This is a genomic window from Massilia sp. TWP1-3-3 (genome assembly GCF_049897805.1).
Classification (GTDB): Bacteria; Pseudomonadota; Gammaproteobacteria; order Burkholderiales; family Burkholderiaceae_D; genus Telluria_A.
The window spans coordinates 1-24,511 of record NZ_JAFCWX010000031.1 but is presented as its reverse complement, the minus strand read 5'-3'; the positions used below and the strand labels follow the sequence as shown (position 1 = coordinate 24,511).

Sequence of the window (24,511 nt, the reverse complement as noted above, 5' to 3'; positions counted from 1 at the left end):
CTTATTGCCACTAACTGTATGTTTTACAACAGGAAATGTCGTGCTAGACTTATTCATCGTTTAGATTGCTACGCATTTCTGCGGTATGGCTCAACAATGGGCTTGAGCAAAGGAGGCCCGCATGATGCACGATTTCCTGTCCAACAACCGCGAAGAGCTGGCGCAGCGCTGCCGGGTCAAGGTTGGCCAGCGGGTTGGCCGCTCGGCCAGCGAAACCCAGCTCAGGGATGGCATTCCCATGTTCCTGGACCAGCTGATCCGTACTTTGCAGATCGAGCAAACGCAGCGCCCGCTTGACAGCCGCCGCGTCTCCGGCCCGGCCGGCGGCGGCACAGCCTTGTCGGAGGTCAGCGTGTCGGCTGCCCAGCATGGAAAGGACTTGCTGGAGCTTGGACTCACGGTCGACCAGGTCGTGCACGACTACGGCGACCTGTGCCAGGCCATCACCGACCTGGCCGTGGAGCGCGGCGTGCCGTTCCATGTCGACGAATTTCGTACGCTCAACCGCTGCCTGGACAACGCCATCTGCGACGCTGTCACCGAGTTCAGCTTTCAGCGTGACGCCCTTGCTGCCCAGGCCCATGCCTTGGAGTCCGGCAAAAAAATGGGATTTTTCGCGCATGAAGTCAGAAACTTGCTCGGCACCGCATCGCTCGCGTTTGCCGCCGCCAGGGCTGGCCAGCTAGGCCTTGCAGGGGCGACCGGATCGATCCTCGAACGCAGTCTGAGCAGCCTTGAAAAATTGATTGCAAGTTCGCTGGAAGAAGTGCGCACCGATTACCAGGACCATCTCGCCCTGGGCGCGTTTTCGCTTGCGAACTTTATCGCCGAACTCCACGCGGCCGCGTCGCTGTCGGCGTCTGCCAGCGGGTGCACCTTGCGCTCCCAGCAAGTTGATGCCGACCTGGCCCTGGGCGGGGCGCGCGATGTGCTGTTCGCTGCCGTGGCGAACCTGCTGCAAAATGCCTTCAAGTTCACCAAACCCGGTTCCGAAGTGCAGCTGACAGCCTATGCGTCGGGCGAGCACATCCATATTGATGTGGCGGACCATTGCGGCGGCCTGGCTCCCGGCGTGGCCGAGACCATGTTCCTGCCCTTTTCCCAATCCGGCACAGACCGCACCGGCGTCGGCCTGGGGCTGACGATCGCCAAGCAGGGCATTGCCGCCAACGGCGGCGAGCTGAGCGTGCGCAATGTGCCGCAGCAAGGCTGCGTTTTTACCATCAGCCTGCCGCGCCATACATTGCCGACCTAGTGTCCGTCGCACTTGCTGGCGCGTTTGCGATAGGACAGCCACGCGCAGCGTTACGGCATCACGCCACAGGGGCAATGGCGTACCGGTTGCGCCCCGCCGCTTTGGCCAGGTACAGGGCGGCGTCGGCATCGCGCGCCAGCGCGGCCGTGTCGATCTCGTCCGCACCCTGGCACGACAAGCCAATGCTGGCGGTGACGGTGCGAAAGCTGCCCTCGGCGTAAAACGGCGCGCGCACGGCGGCGAGGATTTTCTCGGCCACGGGAATCGCTTCGGACAGCTCGAGCACGCCTTCGAGGATGATCGTGAATTCGTCCCCGGCCAGACGGCACACGGTGTCGGTCGAACGCACCGCCGCGCGCAGGCGGTGCGCGAACTCTCTGAGTACCTCGTCGCCCCCGGCGTGGCCCAGCGTGTCGTTGATCTGCTTGAAGTAATCGATATCGAGGAACATCAGCGCCAGCGCGCGGCCCGAGCGCACGCCACGCAGCGCCGCCTCGCGCAAGCGTTCTTCATAGCTGCGCCGGTTGGGCAGTCCCGTCAAGGGATCGGACCTGGCGAGCAATTGAAGCTGGGCCTCGTACTGCTTGGCGGCGCTGATATCGGTGGTCATCAGGTAAGCGCCGACGACGCGCCCGTCCTTCAGGTGCGGAATGCCGGCCAACAGGCTGGTGCGCACCGGAGCGGCACTGGCATCGGTGGCCTCGTACTGCGTGGCTTCGCCCGCCATCAGGCGCGTCAAATAAGGCTTGACGGCGGCGTAGCGTTCGGCGCCGAATACCGCCATCACGGATTTGCCCAGCATATCCTGCGGCGCGATGCCGTACCACTTGGCATGCGTGGCATTGGCAAAGCGGTAGACTTCGTCGCTGTCGATGTAGGCGATCAATACCGGCAAGTTGTCGGTGATGGTACGCAGGCGCTCTTCGCTTTCGGCCTGGGTGATTTCACTGTTCTTGCGCGCCGTAATGTCCATTGCCATGGCGTAAAAGCCGCGCGCGCCCGGCTGGCCGCCAGTTTCAGGGATATACACGGCGGAAAAGTGCCGGACCTTGCCGCCCACCACCATCTGGCTTTCAAACGAGGCCTTGGCGCCCGCTTTCGCCTGATCGATGTAGGGTTTGACGGCGCCATACTCGGCAGCGCCATACAGGGTGCGCACTTCCTTGCCGATCAGTTCGTCGGCGGTCTTGCCGTAAAAGCGCAAGGCATGCCCGTTCAGGAACAGGAAGCGCTCATCCTTGTCGATATGGCCGATCAGCGACGGCAGGTTCTCGGTGATGCCGCGCAGCCGGCTTTCATTGGTTGCCCGTAGCGTCTCGGCGTTTTTCAGGGCCGTGACATCCTTGACGGCGACCACCGCGCCCATACTCTGGCCGCTGGAACTGAGCAGGCGCTGCCCGCTGGCAAACAGAAAGCGCGCCGCCTCGCCCTCGCGCACGATGGTGATCTCCGCATTGGCCACGCTCTCGCCGGCCAGCGCCCGGTACAGCGGCAATTCCTCGCGCGCCAGCGGCGTGCTGCCGTCGGCCCGGTATATATTGCGCGCCACCGCGGCCCAAGCCGTGGTGCCGGCCGCGCCTGGCGCCAGGCCGTGAAACTGCGCCGCCGCCCGGTTGAACAGGGTCAGTTCACCTTGCGCATCGCAGGCCAGTACGCCAACGTCGACCGCGTCGAGTACGGCGTCGAGCAAGGCTTGCTTTTGCTCGAGCGCGGCGGCGGCGTCGCGCCGCTCGGTGATATCGTGCAGAAAGGCGCTGAAGAATACCTGGTCGTTGACCTTGTAGGCGCTGATCGTCATCTCCACCGGGATGACGACGCCGCGCTTGGTCAGCGCCAGCAACTCCAGGCGCTGGTTGACGTTGTCCCCTTGCCCGGTCTGCAAGAACCGCTTCAGGCCCGCGCCGTGCGCCTGGTGGTATTCGGGCGGGATGATGGTGGCGGCCAGGTCGATTCCCATCGCTTCGTCGGCGCTCCAGCCGAACATCAACTCGGCGGCGCGGTTCCAGTTGTTGACGATGCCGTTGCTGTCGATGCCGATAAAGGCGTCGTGCGACGCCTCCAGAATGGTGTGGTTGTGCTCTTCGCTGCGGCGCAGGCTCGCCGCCACGCTAATGCGCTGCGCGACTTCGCAGCCAAGTTCGGCCAGGCTCGTTTCCAGTTCGGCGGTGCGCGCCGCAACCCGGCTTTCCAGTTCGTCGTTGAGACGATGCAGCGCCAGTTCGCTGTGCTTCTTTTGCCCGATGTCTTCGATGACCGAAATAAAATAGTCGGGCGCGCCGTGCTCGTCGCGGCGCAGGGCGACGGTCAGGTTGATCCAGACAAAATGGCCCTGGCGGTGAATATAGCGTTTTTCGATCGAGTACCACTGGCGCGCGCCGGCCAAGGTTTCGTTGAGCAACTGCATATCGATGGGCAAGTCGTCGGGGTGAGTCAGGTCCTGAAACGTCAGTTGACGCAGGGCACCCTCGGGATAGCCGACGATCTCGCCGAACTTGCGATTCACGTGCAACAGGGCGCCGTCCAGCCCGACGTGGGCGATGCCCACTGCCGCCTGCTCGAACGTGGCCTGGAACTTGGCCTCGGACGCGAGCAGCGCCTTGCTGCGCAGCAGCGCGTATTCGGCGACGGCGGCCTTGGTGAATTCTTCTTGCACCAGCAGCGCGAAGTCGCGCAAGGCGGCAATCTGCGCGACGGTCAACTGGCGCGGCTTGCTGTCGATGATGCACAGCGTGCCGAGCGCGTGGCCGTCCACGCCAAAGACCGGCTGACCGGCGTAAAAGCGGATCAGCGGGGCGCCGGTGACCAGCACATTGTGCACAAAGCGCGGGTCGAGCTGCGCATCTTCCACCACGATCAGCTCGCGTTTTTCGACGGCGTGCGCGCAAAACGCGTCGGAACGGGCCGTTTGCCTCTCGGCCAGCCCGTAGCGCGACTTGAACCATTGCCGATCTTCATCGATCAACGACACCAGGCAGATGGGCACGTCAAAAAACTGCGCGGCAAGCCGGGTGATGCGGTCGAACCGCTCTTCCGGCGGCGTGTCGAGCATGCCGGTCGCGTGCAGCGCTTCCAGGCGATCGCGTTCGACGTTCGGAGAAGGTGAGGACATGGCTTACCGCCTTGGCTGATGTGAGTTCGATTGTAGCCCCTATTGCCAACAAACAACGATACGTATTGTTTCACACGTGCGCTTGCGGCATCCCATCGCTTCATTTTCGGCCTTGCAATCATTGGCTTCGATCAATCTCGATCTTTGGCCGCCCCCTACAATCGATGTGACACTTGACAAAACCTTGGCAGCGCCAAGGAAACGGGAGCGTAGAACATGACTGATACATTGCACCTGACGGGGAAACGCCTGCCCCCCGGAGATAAGCCGGTCTCAAGGCGGCGCCAGGCCGGCGTTGCGGCGATTGAGTTCGGCATTATCCTGCCCGTCCTCCTGCTACTGCTCGCGTTGCCGATTTTTATCTCTCGCGTACTGATGCATTACTCGGTAGCGCAAAAGGCGGCGCATGATGCCGCCTTGTACCTGGCGCGCGTGCCAGCCTACGAGGTTTGGAATCAATCGATGTTCGGCGCCAACGTGGCCATTGCCAAGGAAATTGCCACCATCGAATTAGCTGAGCTCAGGCCCGGGATGGACTCCCCCGTCTATGTCGGCGTGTCGTGTAACGGTTTCCCCTGCGGACCGCAACAGCCCAAGAATATCCGTGTCACCGTCCAGATGCTCATGTTTGACGAATTTTTCAGCGACAGTACGTGGCGCATCGTTGGCGATCAAGGGGTTTTGGTGACAGCGGAGATGAATGTTCCCTACGTTGGATCACCAACTACCCAGTAGGCGCAGTTGCATTCACGCAGTTGCATTCACGCAGTTGCGTTCACGCAGTTGCGTTCAACAAGTTTGAAAAACCTTAAAACAACCCGCCGTCTCGGCCGAGCGTGCGGGTTGTTTTGCATTCCAGCGTGCCGTTGCGCCTAGTGCGCCATCCACAGCGGTATCGGGGACGTGAGCAAGGCGGTCCGGCTGGCCCCGCCAAGCAGGATCTCGCTGAAGCGGGAATGCCCGTAAGCGCCCATGACGATCAGGTCGGCGCCCTGGTCCGCCGCCAGCGACAGCAATGATTCGCCGGCGTCGCCGCTGGCCTGGGCGGCGGTGACGTCAACCCGGATGCCATGGCGCGCGAGATACAGGGCGATGTCGGCACCGGGCGTGTCGCCGTGCTGGTCGCCTCCTTCTGAGTTCAACACCACCAAATTCACCGCTTGCGCGCGCTGCAGCATGGGAATGGCGCTGGTGATCGCGCGCACCGCATTGCTGCTGCCGTTCCATGCCACCGTGATGCGCGTGCCCACCTCGCCAATGGCGCCCTTGGCCGGCACGACCAGCACCGGCCGCGCGCAGTTGAGCACCACGTACTCCGGGAAATCGGTGCGCAGGCGGGGCGTGAATTCATCGTAGGCCGACTGGCTGATGACGACCAGGTCGCAATAGCGCGCATGCGTGCTGATGCCCGCCCCCGCCTCGTCGTCAATGCGGCGCCGTTCGAAGGAGTTCACGCCAGCCCGGCTGGCGCGCTGGTCGAACAGGTCGAGGACGCGGTCGGCTTCGGCATGCAGTTCGGCGATCGGAAACGCAATGGCAGGCGTGCCAGGATCGAGCCCGGTTTGTGGAAACAGATAGGAAGCCAGGCCCGTGACGGCGCCCCCCACCAAGTGGGCGTCGTGCAGCGCGGCCAGGCGCGCGGCGATATCGGTACGCACGGCCGAACGGGGCGATTGGTCGACATGAACCAGAATAGTCTTGTACATTGCAAGCACCTCACTGAGTTTTGATCACAGCAAAATGTACAGCTTTTGTTACAAAAGCATCCATGATGTGCATCAAATTCGCCGACCATGCTGACCAGAATCGGGTCTGGCCCGGCCGATGCAAAGACCAATGGCAGTCGGGCGCGACTTTTCTGCGAGAATACGCCTGTGCAAACGGTGCCGTTCGGGGAAGCTATGAAGATATTGATCATCGAGGATGAACCGAAGACCGCCATGTTCGTCAAGCGCGGCTTCATGGAGGAAGGTTACGTGGTCGACGTCGCCGTCGATGGCGTGGAAGGCCTCGACCTGGCCCTGGGCGGCGCTTACGACATCATCGTCCTCGACGTGATGCTGCCGGGGCAAGACGGCTGGGCGGTATTGGCGCATATCAAGCATCGCAAGCCGCGCCAACCGGTCATCCTGCTCAGCGCGCTGGATGCGGTCGCCAATCGGGTCAAGGGCCTGGACCTGGGCGCCGACGATTACCTGATCAAGCCGTTTGCCTTTTCCGAACTGCACGCCCGGGTACGCAATGCCGCGCGCCGCGGTCCGGCGCGCCAGGCCGACATGCTGTGCCTGGACGATTTGGACATGGACCTGGTCCGGCACAAGGCGACCCGCGCTGGCCAGCTGCTGGACCTGGCGCCGCAGGAATACCGCTTGCTCGAATACCTGCTGCGCCATGCCGGCGAGGTGTTGACGCGGACCCGGCTGGCCGAACAGATCTGGGACATCAGTTTTGACGGCGACAGCAATGTCGTCGATGTGGCCGTGCGCCGCTTGCGCAGGAAGGTCGACGACCCCAGCGAGCGCAAACTGATTCACACATTGCGGGGAGTCGGCTATGTCCTCGAGGCCAGGCCTTGACGGCGCCGGCCGGCGCGGCTCGATCGCCTTTCGGCTGACGCTCTGGTATGCCGTGCTCAGCTTGCTGCTGGTGGCGGCGGCCGGCACCATGTTGTATCTGGTGCTGGCCGACTGCCTGCGGCGCGACGACGACCAGTGGCTCACGGGCCAGATCGCCGACATCAGCCGTTTGTTGACGCTGCACCCGAGCAACGCGGCGGGGCTGCATCGCGACACGGTGATGCTGCCCGGCTCGTCCATGCGGGTCCTGGATGCCGAAGGCAAGCAATTGATGGAAACGGCGGCGCAGGGCGGCAATTTGACGGGCAATTCGGCGGCCGCGTTGGATGCCGTTTCGGGCAAGCCTGACCGCGGCCGGGACTGGAGGCGAGGCGACGCCGTATTTCGCGTGATGTATTCGCGCGTGCGCGCCGGGTCCGGCTTTACGGTGCAGGTGGCGATCGACCGCAGCGACGAGGAACAAACGCTCAAGTCCTACCAGCGCATCATGTTGAGCGTACTGGCGGCCGCGCTGGGGGTCGCCATCGTTGGCGGCCACCTGATCGCGCGGCGCAGCCTGGAGCCGGTATCGCGCCTGGCGGCCATCATCGACGAACTGGGCGCCGCGCACCTGTGCCGCCGCATTGCAGACGATGGCTGGCCGCGCGAACTCGGTCCCCTGGCGGCCAATTTCGACCAGTTGCTGGCACGCCTGGACAATTCGTTTGCGCGCGTCTCGCGTTTTTCCGCTGATATCGCCCATGAGTTGCGCACGCCCCTGCACATCCTGCGCGGCGAGGCCGAGCTGGCGCTGTCAAAAACGCGTTCGGGCGACGATTACCGCGAATGCATCGTTTCGGCCACTGAAGAATACGCGCGCCTGATGCGCATGGTCGACGCCTTGCTGTTCCTGGCCCGCACCGATTCGCCCGAGTCGTTCGCGGACAAGCAAACACTGGTGCTTGAAGACGAAGTCGGCAGTGTATGCGCTTTTTACCAGGCGCTTGCCGATGAGCAGGAAACCGCGCTTGACATCAGTGGCGCTGCCGTGCTGGCCGCCGATCCAGGCTTGCTGCGGCGCGCGCTGGCCAATCTGATCATCAATGCGCTGCGCCATACGCCCTCTGGCGGGCGCATCAGCATCGCGCTCGAAGCGCTGTCCGGACATGGCGCGCAGATCACGGTCAGCGATAACGGCGAAGGCATCGCCGCCAAAGACTTGCCTTACGTTTTCGACCGCCTGTATCGCGCCGACCATGCCCGTTCCGGCCATGGCGCCGGCGCAGGCCTGGGCCTGGCCATCGTCCAATCCATTATGCAACTGCATGGGGGCAGCGCTTCGCTCAGCAGCGTGGCGGGGCGCGGCACCGTGGCGCGCTTGGTCTTTCCGGGCGTCGCCGCCAACCCAACCTGACCAAACGGTCAGCTTCGGGTCATGCTCCCGCCATGTCAATATGCCATGATTCTGGTTTGGTGCACGCCGGCCTGCCGAGCATGAGTACAGCTCGCGCCCGCGCTTGCCCGAGGGCGGCCACGACGGCCGCTCGCTGCACTGACCACAGGACATCGCGTGAACCAAGCCCTACCTACGAGCATGATTGGCCCTTCCACCGCCCCATCAGCGGCGCCCGGCGCAGTGTGCGGCGGCACCGTCGAGAAAAACATAGCGCTGTCGCTTCCCGTCATTGCGTGGGATGCGAGCTTGTCGAGCGCGCCCCCCGGCTTGCCATACTTGCGCGAACTGCTCAAGCTTGGCGCCAGGGTCGCCTTCAATTGGCGCGCGACGCGTACGTGGCTGAGCTACTGGAATTCGTCGCTGTTCCTGGCGCAACTGGCCGGCGCGCAGCCGGCGATCCTGAAGAAAATCTACCGCCCGTACCTGTTTCGCGGACTCGATTGCCCGCAACGCGTGGCCGCACTGTGTGCGCACTACGATTTCATCGTGCAGCGCCAGCTCGGCGCGCTCGTGGCGCTCGCCGCGCAAGCACCACGCGTGCTGACCCGATTTACCGGAAAATCGGGTCTGGACTACCGGCTCGAACTGGTCGCCATCACGTGCATGGAACGCGAGGGCGAACTGGTCTTGCAACTGTGCGACAGTGCCGCCGTCATTTTTTCCGTCGCCTTTACGGTGATGCGCGCGGGGCAGCACCATCAGCTTGCCGTGGGATGCCTGCAAGGCGGCCGCGCGCCCGATGCGCGCGAGCGGATCCGGCTGGCAACACGCGACTGGCATGGCCTGCGTCCGCACACCTTGCTGATGCGCCTGATACAACAAGTTGGCAGCGCGTTCGCCTGTGACTCGCTGGTACTGGTTGGGAACGCCAACCGCGTGATGTTGCAACAAATCCGCAAGGGCCGCGTGCTGGCTGACTATGACACTAGTTGGCGCGAACTTGGCGCGCTGCGCCAAAGCGACGGCAACTTCGCACTGGCCTGCATGGCCCCGGCGCCGCCGGACTTGACGCAGATTGCGTCCAGCAAGCGCTCGGAAGCGAAAAAGCGCCACCACTTGCTGGTGAGCGTGGCCGATGCTGCCTGCAGCGCACTGGCCTGATTGCTTGCACCAATGGAGCTGTACTTGAGCGTCATTGCACGGTCATTGCACGGTCACAATCGGCTACTAGAGTGGCGCCTTTGTTCTCATAACGACAAGGATGCCAATGAAACCAGTATCAACGTGGATCGTCGCCCTGGCGGCGGCAGGCCTGGCCGCTTGCAGCCCCAAGGACCATGGTCCAGTCATTCCCGAAGGCACAACTGTCACGTTTGCCCTGCTAGAAACGACCGACCTGCACGCTAACGTGCTGAGCTACAACTACTACGCGCTGACGCCGGACGTCACACTCGGACTCGAACGCACCGCCACGCTGATTAACGCCGCACGCATCGAAAACCCGAACAATATACTGCTCGACAATGGCGACAATATCCAAGGCACCATGCTCGGCGACCTGCAAGCAGTAGCGACGCCGGTGCCGTGCAGCGCGACTTTAGCCATCCATAAAGCCATGAACGCGCTCAAGTTCGACGGCGGCGGCATGGGCAATCACGAATTCAATTACGGCCTGCCGTTCCTGAGCCAGGTTACCAACACCGAGTTTGGCATCCCCGGCGTGAGCAAACCGGCTGGCGCTTGCGGCGCGCCGGCCTACCCGCTCGTATTGTCCAACGTAACTGGGGTGGCTAGCGCGAAACCGATCTTCGCCCCCTACGCGCTGCTGGCGCGCGATTTCGACGCGACCGCCCCGGACGGCGGCAAGCTGAAGGTCAAGTTCAACATCGGCATCATGAGTTTCGTGCCGCCCCAGATCCTGGAATGGGACCAGAAGAACCTGGCCGGCAAGCTCGCCGTCGGCGGCGCCCAGGAAGCGGCGCGCCAGTACGTGCCCGAACTGCGCAACAAGGGCGCCGATGTCGTCGTGGCCCTGTCGCACGGCGGTCTGGACATGAGTCCGTATAGCCCGAAAATGGAGAACCAGAGCTACCACCTGGCCAAGACCGGCATCGACGCCTTGCTGATCGGTCACTCGCACCTTATCTTTCCAAAAGCGAAGGAAGCCGGCGGCCCGGCCCTCGACCCGTCGCTCGCCGCCATTCCGGCCGCCGCCAGTGTCGACGCCGTCAACGGCTTCGTCAATGGCGTGCCAACCGTCATGGCGCAAAGCTGGGGCCGGCGCCTTGGCATCATCAGGATGACCATGGCTTACCAGGGCGGCAAATGGGTGACCCAGCCAGCCAAGACCACGGTTGAAGCGCGCGGCTTCAAATATACCGATGGCAACACCAACGTCGGCGCCGACGCCGCCATTGCCGCAACCGTCGCCAATGAGCACGCCGCCGCCATGGCGTATGCCGCGCAGCCACTGGGCGTGTCCACCGACTTTGAAATGTCGGCCTATTTCGCCCTGGTGGGCGATGTCAGCGCGATCGAATTGGTCAACCAGGCGCAGCTCGACTACGTGAAAAACATGATCGCCACCAGCACCGATCCGGTATTGGCCAGCTACAAGGCGATCCCCGTGATCACGTGCAGCGCGCCCTTCAAGGCGGGGCGCAACGGCCCGACCGACTTCACCGATGTGGCACCCGGCGCCAGCGCGGCGGCACCGGTCGGCCTGCAGGTGCGCAACCCCGGCGACCTCTACTTGTACGGCAATAACAATTTGCAAGCCGTAAAGATCAAGGGCACCGACCTGAAAGCGTGGCTTGAGGCGTCCGCGAAACAGTTTGCACAGATCAACCCGGCGCTCGCGAGTGAACAGGACCTGGTACCGTCTTACGGCACAATCTACAATTTCGACGTGTTTTATGGCGAAAACAATGCCCTCAAGTACCAGATTGACGTGACCAAGCCGGGCGGCAGCCGCGTCGTCAACCTGACTTACCTGGGCAAGGCCGTGCTGGATACGGATGACTTTATCGTGGCCACCAACGATTACCGCGCAGGCGGCGGCGGCAACGTCCCCGGGATCGACGGTTCCAAGACCATCATCCGCTCGCCCGACGCGAACCAGGCGATCGTGAGCAGTTACTTGCGGCAAATTGGCAAGACCAGCGGCAAGGTCACGCTGGCCACGCATGGCAGCGCGCGCAGCTGGAGCTTCGTCAAGGTGGCGACGGCAGGTGTGGTGACCCTGCGTTCGGCCCCCGGCCACCTGGCGTTGGCACGCGCCAGTGGCATCACCACGATCGTCGCCGAAGGCGCGCTCGATAGTGGCGGCTTTGCCAAGTATGCCGTGGACCTGAGCAAGTGAGGCATGGCCCTTGCGCTGTGCTGTGGATAGCGCTCCTGGCGGCGGGCGGCTGTGCGCCGCAGGCGCCGAGCGCAGCACGCATTGAAGCGTTCGCGATGCAGGCATCGCAACAGCAATCAACCGCCGCCGAGCGGCGCTTGCATCAATGGGCCGAACAGGGAGCGGTGGCGGCGCAGCGCGAGCTGGGGCTGTTGTACGCGCAGCGCCCTGCCCGCGCGGCCGACGGCATGCGCTGGCTGCTTAGGGCCGCAGACAGTGGCGATGCCGAGGCTGCCTGTGCGCTGGGCGACGCCCTGCGCACGCACATCCCCCCGGCGCCCGGTGCGGCGTGGCCATGGTACGCGCGTGCAGCAGCACTGGGACACGCGCGCGCGGCACTCATGCTGGGCCTGCTGGCCCGCAATGGCGACGGCGTCGCGCGCGATCCGGCGCTGGCCATGGCGTGGCTGAACCGCGCAGCCGGACGCGGCAACGCGCACGCGATGTTTCTGTTGGCGAATATGCTGCGCGACGGCGAGGCCGGCAGAGCCGATCCGGTACGCGCGCGCGCCTGGCTGGAACAGGCGGCCGACCACGAGTACCCGGCGGCGATGCAGGAACTGGCGCTGACCATGCAGCACGGCGATGCGCAGTCGTCCAAAGACGCACTGCGCGCGCAGCACTTGCTCAAGGAAGCGAACGAGCACCGCCACAACAACTGGAATCATTTTTAAGTGCGCAGTGATGGGGCAAAAGGGCGCTGAACGATCGCACTGAGCAATCGCACTAAGCGATCGCACTAAGCGATCGCACTAAACGAAAACTGTGCGCCCATCGATACACCACGTTTATGACGAGAAAATGTCATTTGGGCGCTTGTCGCGTAAACGCATCGACAAATGTTGATAAAGTAAAACCATTGTTTTTGCGGTGGTTTTAGGTACTACACTTACCCCGTCGATCGGCAATTTCGCTGACCGCAACGCCGCAGACTGCGCAGCTTTATTTGTGGCGTCTTCCACCAAGCACCGGAGAAAAAATTGAAGAAATCTTTGATTGTCCTGCTGTTGTCATTGCCCGCCCTGTCAGCCTCGGCAAGCGAACAAAGCATGTGCACTGCGAACGGCGGCTCATTCATCACCGGCACCGTGACCTCGGCACCGCGCTATGCGTCGGGTTCGTCGATCAACGGCGTGATGCTGTCCCACACCCGCCTTTACCTGCGCGCTGACCAGGATGGCAAAAGCTACGACGTTGCGATGGACAATGTGTACGCCGTCGATTACATCAAAAATGCGCAAGCCATGCCGGCCTCGCTGGCAGCAATTCGGGTCAACGAACGCCTGGAATTGTGCGGTGCTACTTACACCAGCGGCACCGGCATTCACTGGGTGCACAGCAACTGCAACGCGACGCCCACACGGACCAAGCCAAACGGCTGGGTGAAGCATCTGGCAAGCGATGGCACGCCAGGCATCAACCTGGAACGCAGCCAGAACTATTGCTACCTCTGGAACTAATTTCACGGTGAGATGACAGGCGCGCGCCGCGCTACGGCTGCGCGCCACAGGAGAGGGCAATGAATCGAGCGCAATTCATCACCGCAATGCTGATACTCGTTGCCGCCTGCTACGGCACGCTGTACCTGTGCACCAACGATACGCCAGCCGCAGCTGCGACGGTGACTGTGTCACCAGATTACCCGGGCACGCCGCTGTCATCGCCTTTTTCCACCAGCGCTGCTGCGCGCCAGTGGACGCTGGCGGCACCACCCCAGTCCAAGGCGCAGCGGCGCTACGTTGGACGCAACGGCCGCCAGATCGCGTTGAACGGCCTGAGCGTGGCGCAATGGCTTGCCTTGCATGCGAGCGCTGCGCGCGTCGGAAATGGCGAGGCCGCGTACGCGGTGTATCAGGCGCTGTCCATTTGCGCCAACCTCGAAGAGCCGGTGGCGGACTATGCCGACCAAAGCGAGCGCAAGATCGATATGCTTGAGCGCGATGCAATCAAGACAGTCTGTACCAACATTTCTCCCGCTGAAGTGCAAGAACGCATGCGTTTCCTGTCCATTGCCGCGACCGCTGGAAAGAGCGACGCGCAGATCGATTTTTACATGGACCGACCTGGCCCAGGACAGACACCGGAAGGCGATGCGGATGACCCCGCGCGCAGCCAGTGGAAAGCAGAAGCGCTTGCCCATCTTCTGCGCGCAGCGCAGCAGTGCGATCACTTTGCGCTGAGCCTGCTGTCAACCGCCTACGACGCCGGGCAATTGGGCGAACGCAATGTAAAGCTGGCAATCGCCTACAGCGCCGCCAACGGCCTTGCGGCAAAACACCCGCGCAGCATGCGCCAGCTGCGCGCACAGTTTGACGAAGAACCTTCGGAGGCGGACGTGGCCGAAGGCATGCAAATGGGATCTCGCCTGGCCCAGCAGGCATGCCATAGCTGAACGACTGGCCGCTCAGAACTGTTCCCAATCCTCCTCGGGCGCCTGCGCCGCTGGCCGTCTGGCTGCCGGCTTCGTTGCACGGCCAGCGCCCAGAGTCCCCAGCTGCCGGGCCGCCGGCGCTGGCACCGGACGCGTCTGCGGCCTGGTGTTGGCCTGCGCTTGCTCGCCCAGCTTGAACAGGCTCACCGCTTCCTCCAGCTGCGCGGCCTGGTCTTGCAAGCTCTCGGCGGCGGCGGCGGCTTGCTCGACCAGCGCGGCATTTTGCTGCGTCACGCCATCCATGTGGCCGATCGCTTCGTTGACCTGGGCAATGCCCTGGCTCTGTTCGTCGGTGGCCACGGTAATCTCGGCCATGATGCTGGTCACGCGCTAGACGCTGTCGACCACCAGTTGCATGGTCAGGCCCGCTTCGTCGACCAGCTTGCTGCCAACGGCAACCTTGTTCACTGAATCATCGATCAGCACCTTGATTTCCTTGGCGGCCGCTGCGCTGCGCTGCGCCAGATTGCGCACCTCGGCGGCCACGACGGCAAAGCCGCGCCCCTGTTCGCCGGCCCGCGCCGCTTCAACCGCCGCGTTCAAGGCCAGGATGTTGGCCTGAAAGGCAATGCCATCGATCACGCTGATGATGTCGACGATCTTGTTGAACGATGCATTTATCGACGTCATCGTTTCGATCACCTTGGACACCACCGCGCCGCTCTTTTTTGCCACCTCCTGGGCCGAGGCCGCCAGCTCATTGGCCTGGCGCGCATTGCCGGCGTTTTCCTTGACGGTGCCGGTCAACTGTTCGACCGACGCGGCAGTTTCTTCCAACGAACTGGCTTGCTGTTCGGTACGCGCCGACAGGTCGTTGTTGCCCTGTGCAATCTCGGCGCTCGATGCGGCCACGTTCGCCGCGCCCGCTTGCACCCTCAGCAGCACCGCGTGAATCCTGGCGACAAAATCGTTGAAGCCTTTGCCGATCACGGCCAGCTCATCCTTGCCATTGACCTCCAGCCGCACGCGCAGGTCGGCGTCGCCGCTGGACATGGGGGTCATGGCCTTGCCGAGAACGCGCAGCGGCCGGGTCAGCCGGTTGACCAGCATCACCAGGATGCCGGCGGTGGCCAGCGCGCAAAGCAGCGCCACCATCAGCGTGTAGAGCACCAGTTCGCGCGCAGGTTAGGTGGCCAAGGCCTTCGGAAAGCTCAGATCCACGCTCCAGGGCGCAATGTCGGGATCAATGTGCATGGGCTGCAGCAGGTGCAGGTAACCCTGGGCGTCCTCGAATTCGAACGTCTGGCCCTGGCGCACCCGCTCCAGACCGGCCGCCGGGATATCGGCCGCTTTCTTGCCGAGCAGCGCGGCGCTTGGGTGGCTGGCATACACGCCGCCATTGGAAATGAGGCTTAACTTGCCGCCCGCCATCACCTTTTGTTCAGCCAAAATCTTGGTCAAGCGCGAGAGCATGAAGTCGCCGTCCGACACACCGTGAAAGACGCCGCCGATCATGATCGGCGCCACCAGCGAGGCAATCAGCACTTGCTTGCCGTCGATCGGATACTCGAACGGCTCGGAAAAGAACACCTTGCCATTGCGCTTGGGAATGTCGTACCAGTCGTTGGCGCCGGGCGCGGAGCCAAAGACCATCGGCTCGACGTGCATGGCGCCGGCGCTGTCGCGCGACCAGTAAGGGATGAAGCGTCCGCTCGCGTCGTGCAGCGGTTTCTGGTCGGCAAATTGTCAATCCTTGCCATTGAGCGCGTCCGGCTCCATGGACACGGATGCGCCGACCAGGTCGCCGGAAGCTACCAGCGTGGACTTGATCACTTCATTGATCTGCTCGCGCTGCAGTGGAAGCTTGGCCGTATTGGTCGAGTGCACCATGTCGCCGACGCTGATCACCGTTGCCAGGGTGGCGCCGATGCGCGTTTGCAAGGCACCGGCGACTTCGCGCGCAGTCGTGCGGGTCAGCTGCATTGCTGCGGACTGGGCGCTGGCGCTGCTCTTGACGCCGATCACCGCCGCCGTCACCCCGAGGCTGAGCACGACGAGCGCGGTTGCCGCGACGCAGATCTTGGCGTTGAGCGACAGCCGCAGCACACCGCTGCTGGCGGTGTTGGCGGTGTTGGCGTCGCCGTGTAGATTTTTCATGCTCAAATTCCTTTTAAAACGTCTTGGCGATGGAGACCAGCAGCGTGCCTTTGCCGACTTTGGACGACTCGGTCACGCCGGCGCCATTCGGTTTGCCGAGCGTGTAGCTGTCATAGACATCGGTCTTGCCCCAGGCGCGCGTGTACGCCGCGGTGGCGCTCCAGCCCTTGGCAAAAGTTTTGCTGACGCCTACTTTCGCATCGCACCAGTTCCAGATATCGTTGCCCTTGCCCGCCACCCGGCCATTGCCCATGTGGAGCATCAGCGTGTGACCATCACCCAGGTCGACATTGGCGCCGAAGTCCAGGTAAGCGGTGCCGCGGGCGTTGGCGATGCCGAAAAATTCGGCTGTGCAGGTAGGCATGTATTTCGCGTACAGCCACTTGTAAGCGAGGCCTAGCGCCAGCTCGCCATCATTGTAGGTGGTCGCGGTGGCGCTAGCGGTATCGGTATATGCGGCGCCCGGGTACAGATAATAGTAGAGCTGCGCGCTGTAGGCGATCTCGCCGGCCGTGCCCGCGTAGCCACCGTACAAGTCCCATTCGACCGTGCCGTTTTCCACGAAACGGTTGCTGACCGACGACATCCAGGTGCCAACCGAGAAACCGCTGGGATGGGTGAAGTCAGCACCGACCTGCAGCGCCGGCTTGCCCCAACTCTGACGCAGGCCACGCGACACATATTGCGATGCCAGTGTGGCGTTGAGCACAACGGCCGGCGCGGCGGCGCCAGCCGGTGGGGCTTCTGCGGCAAGGGCACGGGGAGAGGTCAGAGGCGCAAGGCAAACGGCGAATGCCAGGCTGATAATTAACAATTGCATGGTGCTCATGGTAAAAAAACGGCAAGTTTGCCGGGGCCGTTGCGGCAGCGATGGCGCAACCGCCCGGCTATGCCGTTATGCGAAATGGATATTTACACGCTGAAGAATAGACTTCCTGATTGCGCCATGTCCACTCGAACTCAGGGCAATTGTGTGAAATGTTGTTTTGCGGATTTTTCGTCGATGTCCGCCGTGTGGGGATTCACCGGCCTGTACAAATAAAAAACAAATATTGCTTTGTATCAATTTATTGGTGCGCTATGATAAGATTTTATGGGGATGCAAAATGATTAAGAAAGTAAAGAAATCGCTGCTCGTACTGGCAATTGGTGGAAGTTGCGCTGTCAGTGCGCACGCTTCAGAGTGGGAACTGGTCCGCAACAACGTGCATTTTGAGATGTCCATCGACAAATCGAGTGTGCTTGTGAAGGATGGCGCGGTTCGAGCGTGGGTTCGCACTTCCTACGCTGAACCGAAAAAAGAGCCACGGACAGGGATTCAATACCAGTCCGAACTCATCCTTCGAAAATACCATTGCAAAAACCGGGAATCTGCCCTCATCCAGGGATTTTTGACTGCGGGAGCCAATGGTCTGGGGGGCACAGTCGACGCAATTGAGCCAGACCAAACGCGGGCCGAAAAAATGGATGCGGTAGTGCCGGAGACCATCGGCGAAGTTCAGCTCGATGTAGCGTGCGAAGCGGCCAACGGTGGCGCCAAAGTCACGCCTTCCGACTGGATTTCGGCTGGAAAGTCCACATCCCTCGAGGCATTTCTCGACCGGGCAAGCGTTGTCGTAAAAGGCAATATGGTACGAGCAGCGGTTCGCATCGCCTACCCGGCGCCAAAACTGTTGGCGATCCCGGGCGCGAAGTCGTACTCATATCAATCGATTGAGGCGCTCGCCGACTATGACTGCGCCAGAGGACAAATGCTGCCACTGTCGATGACAGCCTTTGTGGCAGCAGACTTCAGCGGAAAAATTGTGCAGTCGGTGAAACCATCAGAGTTAGCGCTCGAGAAGATGAAAGCGGTCACCCCTCAGAGTTTGAATGCAACGCAGCTCGCCGTGGTTTGCAAATACAAGCAGTATTTGGCAAGCAAATAAGGGGTGGGCTTGGCCCGTTAGGATCCAACTACAAGCCTCGCCAGCGCGATGGTATTTCCTCATCAGGGCCAAGCCGGAAACAATTAGTCATGTCGCGCCAAAGAAAAACCAGTCCCGCCGAAGACGCGATGGACATCGTAGCCCATTTTCCGTGGTGGGTTGGCGTCGTCCTTGCCGCCGTGTTTTACCTCGTCCTGCACGCCTTTGCCGGCGCCCCGACGGCGACCGGGCCACTTACTTCAAGCCAGATGGGCAACCTGGCCGCTGCGATCATGTTGCGCACCCTCGCCGGCTTTGGCCAGTACCTGCTGCCGTTCATCTGCCTGGTTGGCGCAGTCGTTTCCGCGCGGCGCGCGCAGCAACGTGCAACGCTGCTGAACGATGTCGCTGCAGGTGACGGTGTCAGCGCACTGAACGCGATGACGTGGCAGCAGTTCGAGCTGGTTGTCGGCCAGTGGTTCCGGCAACAAGGCTATGCGGTAAGCGAGCGCGGCGGCGGCGGTGCCGACGGCGGCATCGATCTCGTTCTCAACAAGGATAACGAGACGTTCTTCGTCCAGTGCAAGCAGTGGCGCACGATCAAGGTCAGCGTCAATGTCGTGCGCGAGCTGTACGGCGTCATGGCGGCGCACGGCGCGACCGGCGGTTTTGTGATTACGTCCGGCACCTTCACTCCCGATGCCCGGCGCTTTGCCGATGGCCGCAAGGTGCAACTGCTCGACGGCGCTTGCCTTGCGCGCATGATCCAGACGGCAAGTCCGCCGACAATGCCGCTGGAAACAACGTCGCCCAATCGCAGCGCCGCGCCAGCACCCGAGCATAGCCGAACCATCCCGCATTGCCCCGTGTGCGGGATACAGATGGTGCAGCGGGTTGCCAAGCGTGGCGCCACGATCGGCCAGCGTTTCTGGGGCTGCAGCGGCTATCCAAAGTGCAAGGGAACATTGCCAGGCTAGCGCTTTCGGTCAGCCCGTTCACATGTTTTCTGCTGACTAAACCGTGAGGACGCCAGCCGTCGTGTTAGTTGCGGAGGGAACTGATGCGTTTGGTAAAAATTCGCGTATTGCCAAAAAAGCAAACAAAAGTTACCATGTTACTGCGCACCCTAAACGAGAAAAAATGTCGAAGCAAATTGTGGATCGATGGCTAAAACCCACCGTTTTAATTCCCTTACTACTTTTGCTACCTTCCTTGCACGCCGAAATCTTTCGCTGCACTCAAGCTGGCGGGAAGATGGCGTACCAGAATACCGCCTGTGATTCAGGAGACCAGCGAGCCATTAGGGCGCCTTCAGTTACACCGGTCAACGAGTCCTCGACCGTACAGGATTACAAGAGGCAGGCGACAAGACTTGCAGAGCGTGAACACGTCCGCGACGCAATATCGAGGCGAGAAGCGCTCGTTGGAATGACGCGTGATGAGCTGCGCGATGCACTTGGGAACCCTGCACGAAGCAACAGCAGCGTCTCAGCGTCCTCAACGATGGATCAACTCATCTTTGAGCGGCCGGGGCGAATCATCTATGTCTACACGCAGAATAACATCGTCACTCGCATTGACACGGGGGCCCGCAGTGCACCGCTTGTCATCCCCTGTCCAGACGAGCGCGCAAGGCGAAAGCTGGACATCGACGCCAGCAATTACTACCTCCGTGGGAATGCTGAAGCCCAACAGAATATCCGTGACCGCCAAGCAGAAGTGGCAAGATGCAAGCGATAGGGCGCGCCCCTACATGAAATTGCGCGTGTGCAGCGCCGACAGCTGCTGCGCCGCGTGTTTGTCGAAGCCTAGCTTTTCCAGCCGCGCCTGGCGCCCGTCGGCCATGTCGACCATCAGTTGCTGCACCTTGGCGTAGCCGTCCGCAATCGCGCTCGGGGTCAATGCCCCCGCCGCCAGCAAGATCAGCGCGTCGAACACTGCTTCATTCAGCCCCGAGGTGCCCGCCAACGCATCGTTGCGCGTCTGCACGGCATTGGCCAGGCGCGTGCGAAACGCCGGTTCCTGTTCGATGCGCCCCTGCAGGTGCATCATGCCAAAGGCCACGTGCCGGGCCTCGTCGCGCGCGGCCAGGCGGGCGATCTGGCGCGTGACCGGGTCGGGCGCGTGCAAGTGCAGGAAATGCAGCAGGCTCACGAAGGTGCCCTCCCCCAGTACCGACAGCAAAAATTCGGCAATCGAAAAATCCGGCTCGTCGAGCAGCGTCTTGAGCGAATTTTGCCCGCCCGCGGTCGACAGCGCCGGCTCCCTGCCCTTCAGGCGCAAGCGCCGGGTGAACACCTCGATGTGGCGCGCCTCGTCGGCGACCTGGATCGCCAGCACCGCCTGCACTTCGCGAAAGTGCGGATGCAACTGCCCCAAAAAGCGCGCCGGCACCACCAGCGCCGCCACTTCATTTTCAATCATGTAGGTCAGTACCTGGACCACGGCATCTTCAACCATGTCGGGCAGCGTAAACTGCGCATCCCAGTCGATGGCGGTGGCCGGATTCCATTGCAGCGCGGCGGCCTGCGCGTACAGGTCGGCGGCGCGCTCGACCCATACTTCGCTTTTTTGATTGAGCCGGAAGTGCATCTCGGGCGCGCCCGCCTCGATGGTGGCGCCGCGCGCGGCCAGGCCCCAGCGCGCCTGGGCCAGCGGCGCCACGGCGCCATCTTGCGCCGGATCGGCATGCCCGCTGTGCATGGCGCCGCGCCAGCGTCCGGCCTGCGCGTCGCCGCGCCGTACCAGCGCGTGCATGCGGCCATCGCGTTGCTCGGTGCGCCACTGGTGCCCCTGGTTGCGGCACCAGGTCGCCAGCTGGTCCTGCCAGCCGGCGGCGCTGCCCACGACCGCCAGTTCGGCGCCCGGCGCCACGCCCTGCAGGCCATGCTTGAGCAGGATGTGGGCGCCGGCATCAAACCCGAGTTCCTCAATATCGATAATCGCTTGCAAGGATGATGCCCTCCGGGCTGTAAAAGCGTTCATCGTCAACCGCGCGTATCAGGGCGTCGTAGCCGCTGGTGCGGCCCGGCAGCCAGGCGCGCAAGCCTTCCAGTTCCAGCAAGGGGCGCACGACCGGATCGTCCCAGCTCATCGCCATCAACAACTCGCCAAAACGCGCGACCTGCGCCTCCGGCGCGCCGGGACTGACGGTGAAATTGCAGTGATCGAAGTGCGCAGTGCGCGCGATGATGCGCGTGGCGCCGGCCGGCAGCACGCCCTCGCGCGAGAACGCCATGTGGTTACTGTCGATCATCCAGGCGGCGTCGATCTCGCCGGCCATCAGGGCCAGCGCCGCATCGCGCTCGCCGCCGATATGGTCGCCGTGCTTGCCGCCCAAAACGTCGAAGCGGCGCGCCTGAAAGCCGGTCCCGGCCAGCATGCCGTGCTGGCGCAGATAGTCCAGCGGGATCAGATTGGCCTGCGGAGAATCGATGGCGCCAAAGCCGATCACTTTGCCGCGCAGCGCGTCAAGCGAACCGGCGCCGCCGGCCGCGTCCACGCGCGTAACCAGCACCGAGGTGAGGTCGCAATCGCTGTCGCGCATGGCCAGCGCGCGCACCTGCTGGCCCCTGGCGCGCGCCATGCGCTCGGCGCGCACCCACGCCAGCGGCGAATTCCACGCCAGGGCGATGCTGCCGTCGAATTGCGCCTCGACCTGGCGTTCATAGTTGGAATACAGGATGTAGTCGAATTCGACGCCGTTCTCGCGAAACCAGGCCTTGAAGCCTTCCCAGATCGTGACGACCTTGGGCGCGTAGGCGACCGCGCCCATCATCAGTGGTGTGTTCATCGCGCCCCCTTATCCGAAAACCGGCATGCCGCAGATGGCCTTGCCGATGAAGTCGTACAGCACGTCGGACGTTGGCGCCATGATCGACGCTGCCCGCGCATCGCGGAAATAGCGCTCCACGCCCACGTCCTTGCGAAAGGCCGCGCCGCCGCACACGCGCATGGCGGTGTCGGTGACGGTCAAAGCCGCTTCGGCCGCTGCCGCTTTCACCTGCATCACGCGCAGCATCGCGTCGGGACGGTTGGCCGCCAGCGCGGCGAGCGTGTCGTCGCGCAGCGTGCGCACCTGGTCCGCTTCGATCCGGGCGCGCGCGAGGTAGGCGCGAATCGTCGGCAGCTCGGCCAGCGTGCTGCCCAGGTGTTCCAGCTTGCTGCCGCTGGCGTGCGCGCAGCCCGCTTCCAGCACCGCTTCCATCAGCCCGAGCGAGGACGAGGCGATCAGCACTGAAAATACCGGCAGCACGCTGCCGATCATGATGTCGAAGCCGCCGCCGTCGGCGCCGAGCATGTTGGCCGCCGACACGCGCACCGCGTCGGCAATCAGCGGCGAGGAACGGTTGCCGCGCAAACCCATGCCGTCGAACGGTTTGACTTCGCTCAGGCCGGCGCTCTTGCTGTCGACCAGCCACAAGGTGCTGGCGCCTTCGTGCGCCAGCGGCTTGGTCGACCAGATGTACGAGTCGGCTTCGCCCGCGGACGTGACCATGGTCTTGCTGGCGTCGATGGCGATGGCGTCGGCGACGTTGCGCGCAGTGCCGGCCGGCGCCCAGAAGTGACTGCGGGTGCCGGTGTCGGACCAGGCCAGGGTGCTCAGGTGGCGCCCGGCGGCGATGTCGCGCCGTACCTGTTCGCTGCCGGTTTTTTCAAGCACGGTGGTGGCGCTCAGGTGCATGCAGACCACCATCGCGGTTGACGGGCAAGCCTTGGCGATGCGTTCGATCATGCCGGCCGCTTCAAGCAGGCCCAGTCCCATCCCGCCCACGTCGGTACTGCTGATCAAGCCCAGCAAGCCGGCTTTGCCAAGCGCATCGATGGCGGCGCGGGGAAATTGCGCGTCGCGGTCAAGGGCAGTTGCGGCCGGGGCGATGGTGGCGGCGATAATCTGGTCGAGTGTTTGCAGGTATGGCATGGGTCCCTTTGTTCAATGGAGGGCGCGGCATGCAGGTGAGCAATACAGATGGGGCTTGGCGGCGCACAAGGCCGGACACGCATGCGGACGACCGGAATTGGCCCGATCCACACGGCGCACCTCTCTATGTTCTGCTCGACCTGCCCGTGGCAGCGCTTGGAAACGGTACATACCCTCGTGCCGGACGTTCGCACCAGCCACACGCGGGCCGTCGGACCCGATGCACCATGGTGGCGGTGACATCGGCGCTACGGCGGGCCGGTACAAATCAAACACAAGAGTTGGCGCAGTTTAGCAGAGTCGCCCTGCGGGCTGCGGGAATTACGCACATTCGAGCACGGCGAAATTCTCGGCCATGCGATCGGGGCGCACGATCTTTGGTCGAGATCGAGGCAGTGATCAAGGCTATCCAGCCCCTCGGCCCAGCTCGCCAGCCCCGAAGTACACTTCCAGATCCTGGACCGGGCGGAAGTTTTGCAGATGAAGCTGGTATTGCATCTCCCCAATTTTTTTAACCTTGCCGGGGAAGCACAGTGTAACCAGGTCGTCGGCAAAATTTTTGCGGAGCTTGAGCGTGAAATCTTCGATCACATGGTATGGCGATCCGACCAGCAGGTGCGACACGAAGAAGGCGTTGACGGGCCTGCCTGAATGCGTGCGCAGCTTGTTCCAACCCGTGATAAAGTTTTTATCGGCACAGTATTTTTCGGAAAAGCCGGCCAACCGGGGCACTTCGTCCAGTCCGCGCACGACATTGGGGGCAAACTTGTGGCCGACATGGACGCTCTGATGAGGGAGGAACTTTTGCTGCCAGGTATAACTGACCTTGACGCTCCAGTAAGCGCCGCTGGTTCGGTCGGGCTTGCCGGTCATCAAGCCGAGTGCGACCAGCTGCCGCACCTGGCCGGCGCTCAACTGCTTGATCGCGCCGAAATTTTCGACTGAACCGTAGGCAATCTGGTCTTCGTTCAGGCCGAGCTGCTGAAGTTTCGTCTTGATGGAGCGGCCTTGGTAGATGGCATCCACCGTACGCTGGAACGGCACCGGTTTGCCATCAACCTCGACCGCAAACCTGTGCCACCGCGGCTTTTCTGGGTCGAAGCCCGGCTCGACAAGCCTGCTTGTTGAGCCGAGCCGGGACCGGTACTGCGGTAGCGCATACACCATCTGCTGCGTCACCTCGGCGTTTGACTCGTTCACGAAGTCGAGCTGGTTATCGATCCAGGTGGCGGAAACATCGAGGACCTGCTTCTTGAGCGCGACCGGACTTGTTGCAGGAGGCAATGCGGCGCTCCTCGCGGCCGGCTGTGCCAAGACGAGCCAGGTGAGCGCGTGCAAGATGTTTGATGGCTTGATGGTCACGATATCTGATGGTCAATCGGACGCTCTGCCGCGACGCGACCGCTCGTGACCGGCTGGCATCGTCGCAGCGGGGGCCGG

At 62.8% G+C, this 24,511-nt stretch carries 23 protein-coding genes; 12 read left to right on the top strand and 11 right to left on the bottom strand.

Annotated features, from left to right (window positions below; translation table 11 throughout):
• Nucleotides 1–121: 121 nt before the first annotated feature.
• On the top strand, nucleotides 122–1,255 hold the full coding sequence (locus tag ACP7D4_RS23040; protein WP_426211538.1) for a sensor histidine kinase: 1,134 nt from the start codon (nucleotides 122–124) through the stop codon (nucleotides 1,253–1,255).
• Between the two features lie 58 nt (nucleotides 1,256–1,313).
• Here ACP7D4_RS23040 and ACP7D4_RS23035 read toward each other — a convergent pair whose 3' ends face one another.
• Entirely contained in the window at nucleotides 1,314–4,364 is a 3,051-nt protein-coding gene (locus tag ACP7D4_RS23035; RefSeq protein WP_426211536.1) for a PAS domain S-box protein, read from the bottom strand.
• A 216-nt stretch (nucleotides 4,365–4,580) separates the two neighbouring features.
• On the opposite strand from ACP7D4_RS23035, the gene ACP7D4_RS23030 reads away from it, so the two are divergent.
• Nucleotides 4,581–5,099, top strand: coding sequence for a TadE/TadG family type IV pilus assembly protein (locus tag ACP7D4_RS23030; RefSeq protein WP_426211534.1), 519 nt, complete (start codon nucleotides 4,581–4,583; stop codon nucleotides 5,097–5,099).
• Nucleotides 5,100–5,236: 137 nt separating this feature from the next.
• Here ACP7D4_RS23030 and ACP7D4_RS23025 read toward each other — a convergent pair whose 3' ends face one another.
• On the bottom strand, nucleotides 5,237–6,070 hold the full coding sequence (locus tag ACP7D4_RS23025; protein ID WP_426211532.1) for a universal stress protein: 834 nt from the start codon (nucleotides 6,068–6,070) through the stop codon (nucleotides 5,237–5,239).
• A gap of 195 nt (nucleotides 6,071–6,265) precedes the next feature.
• On the opposite strand from ACP7D4_RS23025, the gene ACP7D4_RS23020 reads away from it, so the two are divergent.
• The 7 genes from ACP7D4_RS23020 to ACP7D4_RS22990 all read left to right on the top strand — a co-directional run bounded on the left by ACP7D4_RS23020 (nucleotide 6,266) and on the right by ACP7D4_RS22990 (nucleotide 14,107).
• A complete protein-coding gene (locus tag ACP7D4_RS23020) occupies nucleotides 6,266–6,940 on the top strand; it encodes a heavy metal response regulator transcription factor (protein ID WP_426107704.1) in 675 nt (224 codons plus the stop codon).
• Nucleotides 6,918–8,333, top strand: coding sequence for a heavy metal sensor histidine kinase (locus tag ACP7D4_RS23015; RefSeq protein WP_426211530.1), 1,416 nt, complete (start codon nucleotides 6,918–6,920; stop codon nucleotides 8,331–8,333). Before ACP7D4_RS23020 ends, ACP7D4_RS23015 begins: the two co-directional genes overlap by 23 nt.
• Before the next feature lie 156 nt (nucleotides 8,334–8,489).
• Nucleotides 8,490–9,476 (top strand): DUF535 family protein, encoded by a 987-nt coding sequence (locus tag ACP7D4_RS23010; protein ID WP_426211528.1) that lies wholly within the window; start codon nucleotides 8,490–8,492, stop codon nucleotides 9,474–9,476.
• Nucleotides 9,477–9,576: 100 nt separating this feature from the next.
• Nucleotides 9,577–11,676 carry a bifunctional 2',3'-cyclic-nucleotide 2'-phosphodiesterase/3'-nucleotidase gene (locus ACP7D4_RS23005; RefSeq protein WP_426211527.1) on the top strand — a complete coding sequence of 700 codons (2,100 nt, stop codon included), beginning with the start codon at nucleotides 9,577–9,579 and terminating at the stop codon, nucleotides 11,674–11,676.
• Between the two features lie 95 nt (nucleotides 11,677–11,771).
• Nucleotides 11,772–12,389 carry a tetratricopeptide repeat protein gene (locus ACP7D4_RS23000; protein ID WP_426211526.1) on the top strand — a complete coding sequence of 206 codons (618 nt, stop codon included), beginning with the start codon at nucleotides 11,772–11,774 and terminating at the stop codon, nucleotides 12,387–12,389.
• Between the two features lie 306 nt (nucleotides 12,390–12,695).
• On the top strand, nucleotides 12,696–13,175 hold the full coding sequence (locus ACP7D4_RS22995) for a hypothetical protein (protein WP_426211524.1): 480 nt from the start codon (nucleotides 12,696–12,698) through the stop codon (nucleotides 13,173–13,175).
• Between the two features lie 59 nt (nucleotides 13,176–13,234).
• Complete coding sequence (locus ACP7D4_RS22990; protein ID WP_426211522.1) at nucleotides 13,235–14,107, top strand: hypothetical protein; 873 nt, start codon at nucleotides 13,235–13,237, stop codon at nucleotides 14,105–14,107.
• Between the two features lie 12 nt (nucleotides 14,108–14,119).
• On the opposite strand, the gene ACP7D4_RS22985 is transcribed toward ACP7D4_RS22990, so the two are convergent.
• The 5 genes from ACP7D4_RS22985 to ACP7D4_RS22965 all read right to left on the bottom strand — a co-directional run bounded on the left by ACP7D4_RS22985 (nucleotide 14,120) and on the right by ACP7D4_RS22965 (nucleotide 17,063).
• Complete coding sequence (locus ACP7D4_RS22985; protein WP_426211520.1) at nucleotides 14,120–14,473, bottom strand: hypothetical protein; 354 nt, start codon at nucleotides 14,471–14,473, stop codon at nucleotides 14,120–14,122.
• 3 nt (nucleotides 14,474–14,476) lie between these two features.
• Entirely contained in the window at nucleotides 14,477–15,256 is a 780-nt protein-coding gene (locus ACP7D4_RS22980) for a methyl-accepting chemotaxis protein (protein WP_426211519.1), read from the bottom strand.
• Nucleotides 15,257–15,271: 15 nt separating this feature from the next.
• Nucleotides 15,272–15,754, bottom strand: coding sequence for a PDC sensor domain-containing protein (locus ACP7D4_RS22975; RefSeq protein WP_426107697.1), 483 nt, complete (start codon nucleotides 15,752–15,754; stop codon nucleotides 15,272–15,274).
• A gap of 78 nt (nucleotides 15,755–15,832) precedes the next feature.
• On the bottom strand, nucleotides 15,833–16,243 hold the full coding sequence (locus ACP7D4_RS22970; RefSeq protein WP_426211517.1) for a hypothetical protein: 411 nt from the start codon (nucleotides 16,241–16,243) through the stop codon (nucleotides 15,833–15,835).
• 13 nt (nucleotides 16,244–16,256) lie between these two features.
• Entirely contained in the window at nucleotides 16,257–17,063 is an 807-nt protein-coding gene (locus tag ACP7D4_RS22965) for a TorF family putative porin (protein WP_426211516.1), read from the bottom strand.
• Between the two features lie 286 nt (nucleotides 17,064–17,349).
• On the opposite strand from ACP7D4_RS22965, the gene ACP7D4_RS22960 reads away from it, so the two are divergent.
• The 3 genes from ACP7D4_RS22960 to ACP7D4_RS22950 all read left to right on the top strand — a co-directional run bounded on the left by ACP7D4_RS22960 (nucleotide 17,350) and on the right by ACP7D4_RS22950 (nucleotide 19,890).
• Nucleotides 17,350–18,171 (top strand): surface-adhesin E family protein, encoded by an 822-nt coding sequence (locus ACP7D4_RS22960; RefSeq protein WP_426211515.1) that lies wholly within the window; start codon nucleotides 17,350–17,352, stop codon nucleotides 18,169–18,171.
• Nucleotides 18,172–18,260: 89 nt separating this feature from the next.
• Entirely contained in the window at nucleotides 18,261–19,127 is an 867-nt protein-coding gene (locus tag ACP7D4_RS22955; protein WP_426107693.1) for a restriction endonuclease, read from the top strand.
• Between the two features lie 43 nt (nucleotides 19,128–19,170).
• The gene (locus ACP7D4_RS22950) at nucleotides 19,171–19,890 is read left to right on the top strand and encodes a hypothetical protein (RefSeq protein WP_426211513.1); all 720 of its coding nucleotides are present in this window, start codon (nucleotides 19,171–19,173) and stop codon (nucleotides 19,888–19,890) included.
• Between the two features lie 9 nt (nucleotides 19,891–19,899).
• On the opposite strand, the gene ACP7D4_RS22945 is transcribed toward ACP7D4_RS22950, so the two are convergent.
• The 4 genes from ACP7D4_RS22945 to ACP7D4_RS22930 all read right to left on the bottom strand — a co-directional run bounded on the left by ACP7D4_RS22945 (nucleotide 19,900) and on the right by ACP7D4_RS22930 (nucleotide 24,433).
• Nucleotides 19,900–21,102: a ferritin-like domain-containing protein gene (locus ACP7D4_RS22945; protein WP_426211512.1), complete on the bottom strand. Its 1,203-nt coding sequence runs from the start codon at nucleotides 21,100–21,102 to the stop codon at nucleotides 19,900–19,902.
• Complete coding sequence (locus tag ACP7D4_RS22940; protein ID WP_426211511.1) at nucleotides 21,080–21,943, bottom strand: phosphate/phosphite/phosphonate ABC transporter substrate-binding protein; 864 nt, start codon at nucleotides 21,941–21,943, stop codon at nucleotides 21,080–21,082. Before ACP7D4_RS22940 ends, ACP7D4_RS22945 begins: the two co-directional genes overlap by 23 nt.
• Nucleotides 21,944–21,952: 9 nt before the next feature.
• Complete coding sequence (locus tag ACP7D4_RS22935; RefSeq protein ID WP_426211509.1) at nucleotides 21,953–23,071, bottom strand: acyl-CoA dehydrogenase family protein; 1,119 nt, start codon at nucleotides 23,069–23,071, stop codon at nucleotides 21,953–21,955.
• Nucleotides 23,072–23,476: 405 nt separating this feature from the next.
• Nucleotides 23,477–24,433: a DUF4424 family protein gene (locus ACP7D4_RS22930; RefSeq protein WP_426211507.1), complete on the bottom strand. Its 957-nt coding sequence runs from the start codon at nucleotides 24,431–24,433 to the stop codon at nucleotides 23,477–23,479.
• Nucleotides 24,434–24,511: the final 78 nt, after the last annotated feature.

What these genes read in the sequence shown, in the direction of transcription:
- ACP7D4_RS22960 (WP_426211515.1), top strand. Translation starts at nt 17,350, where the DNA reads ATGATTAAGAAAGTAAAGAAATCGCTGCTCGTACTGGCAATTGGTGGA.
- ACP7D4_RS23000 (WP_426211526.1), top strand. Translation starts at nt 11,772, where the DNA reads ATGCAGGCATCGCAACAGCAATCAACCGCCGCCGAGCGGCGCTTGCAT.
- ACP7D4_RS23035 (WP_426211536.1), bottom strand. Translation starts at nt 4,364, where the DNA reads ATGTCCTCACCTTCTCCGAACGTCGAACGCGATCGCCTGGAAGCGCTG.
- ACP7D4_RS22990 (WP_426211522.1), top strand. Translation starts at nt 13,235, where the DNA reads ATGAATCGAGCGCAATTCATCACCGCAATGCTGATACTCGTTGCCGCC.
- ACP7D4_RS22940 (WP_426211511.1), bottom strand. Translation starts at nt 21,943, where the DNA reads ATGAACACACCACTGATGATGGGCGCGGTCGCCTACGCGCCCAAGGTC.
- ACP7D4_RS23030 (WP_426211534.1), top strand. Translation starts at nt 4,581, where the DNA reads ATGACTGATACATTGCACCTGACGGGGAAACGCCTGCCCCCCGGAGAT.
- ACP7D4_RS23005 (WP_426211527.1), top strand. Translation starts at nt 9,577, where the DNA reads ATGCCAATGAAACCAGTATCAACGTGGATCGTCGCCCTGGCGGCGGCA.
- ACP7D4_RS22955 (WP_426107693.1), top strand. Translation starts at nt 18,261, where the DNA reads ATGTCGCGCCAAAGAAAAACCAGTCCCGCCGAAGACGCGATGGACATC.
- ACP7D4_RS23020 (WP_426107704.1), top strand. Translation starts at nt 6,266, where the DNA reads ATGAAGATATTGATCATCGAGGATGAACCGAAGACCGCCATGTTCGTC.
- ACP7D4_RS23040 (WP_426211538.1), top strand. Translation starts at nt 122, where the DNA reads ATGATGCACGATTTCCTGTCCAACAACCGCGAAGAGCTGGCGCAGCGC.
- ACP7D4_RS22970 (WP_426211517.1), bottom strand. Translation starts at nt 16,243, where the DNA reads ATGAAAAATCTACACGGCGACGCCAACACCGCCAACACCGCCAGCAGC.
- ACP7D4_RS22975 (WP_426107697.1), bottom strand. Translation starts at nt 15,754, where the DNA reads ATGCACGTCGAGCCGATGGTCTTTGGCTCCGCGCCCGGCGCCAACGAC.
- ACP7D4_RS23015 (WP_426211530.1), top strand. Translation starts at nt 6,918, where the DNA reads ATGTCCTCGAGGCCAGGCCTTGACGGCGCCGGCCGGCGCGGCTCGATC.
- ACP7D4_RS22935 (WP_426211509.1), bottom strand. Translation starts at nt 23,071, where the DNA reads ATGCCATACCTGCAAACACTCGACCAGATTATCGCCGCCACCATCGCC.
- ACP7D4_RS22965 (WP_426211516.1), bottom strand. Translation starts at nt 17,063, where the DNA reads ATGCAATTGTTAATTATCAGCCTGGCATTCGCCGTTTGCCTTGCGCCT.
- ACP7D4_RS23025 (WP_426211532.1), bottom strand. Translation starts at nt 6,070, where the DNA reads ATGTACAAGACTATTCTGGTTCATGTCGACCAATCGCCCCGTTCGGCC.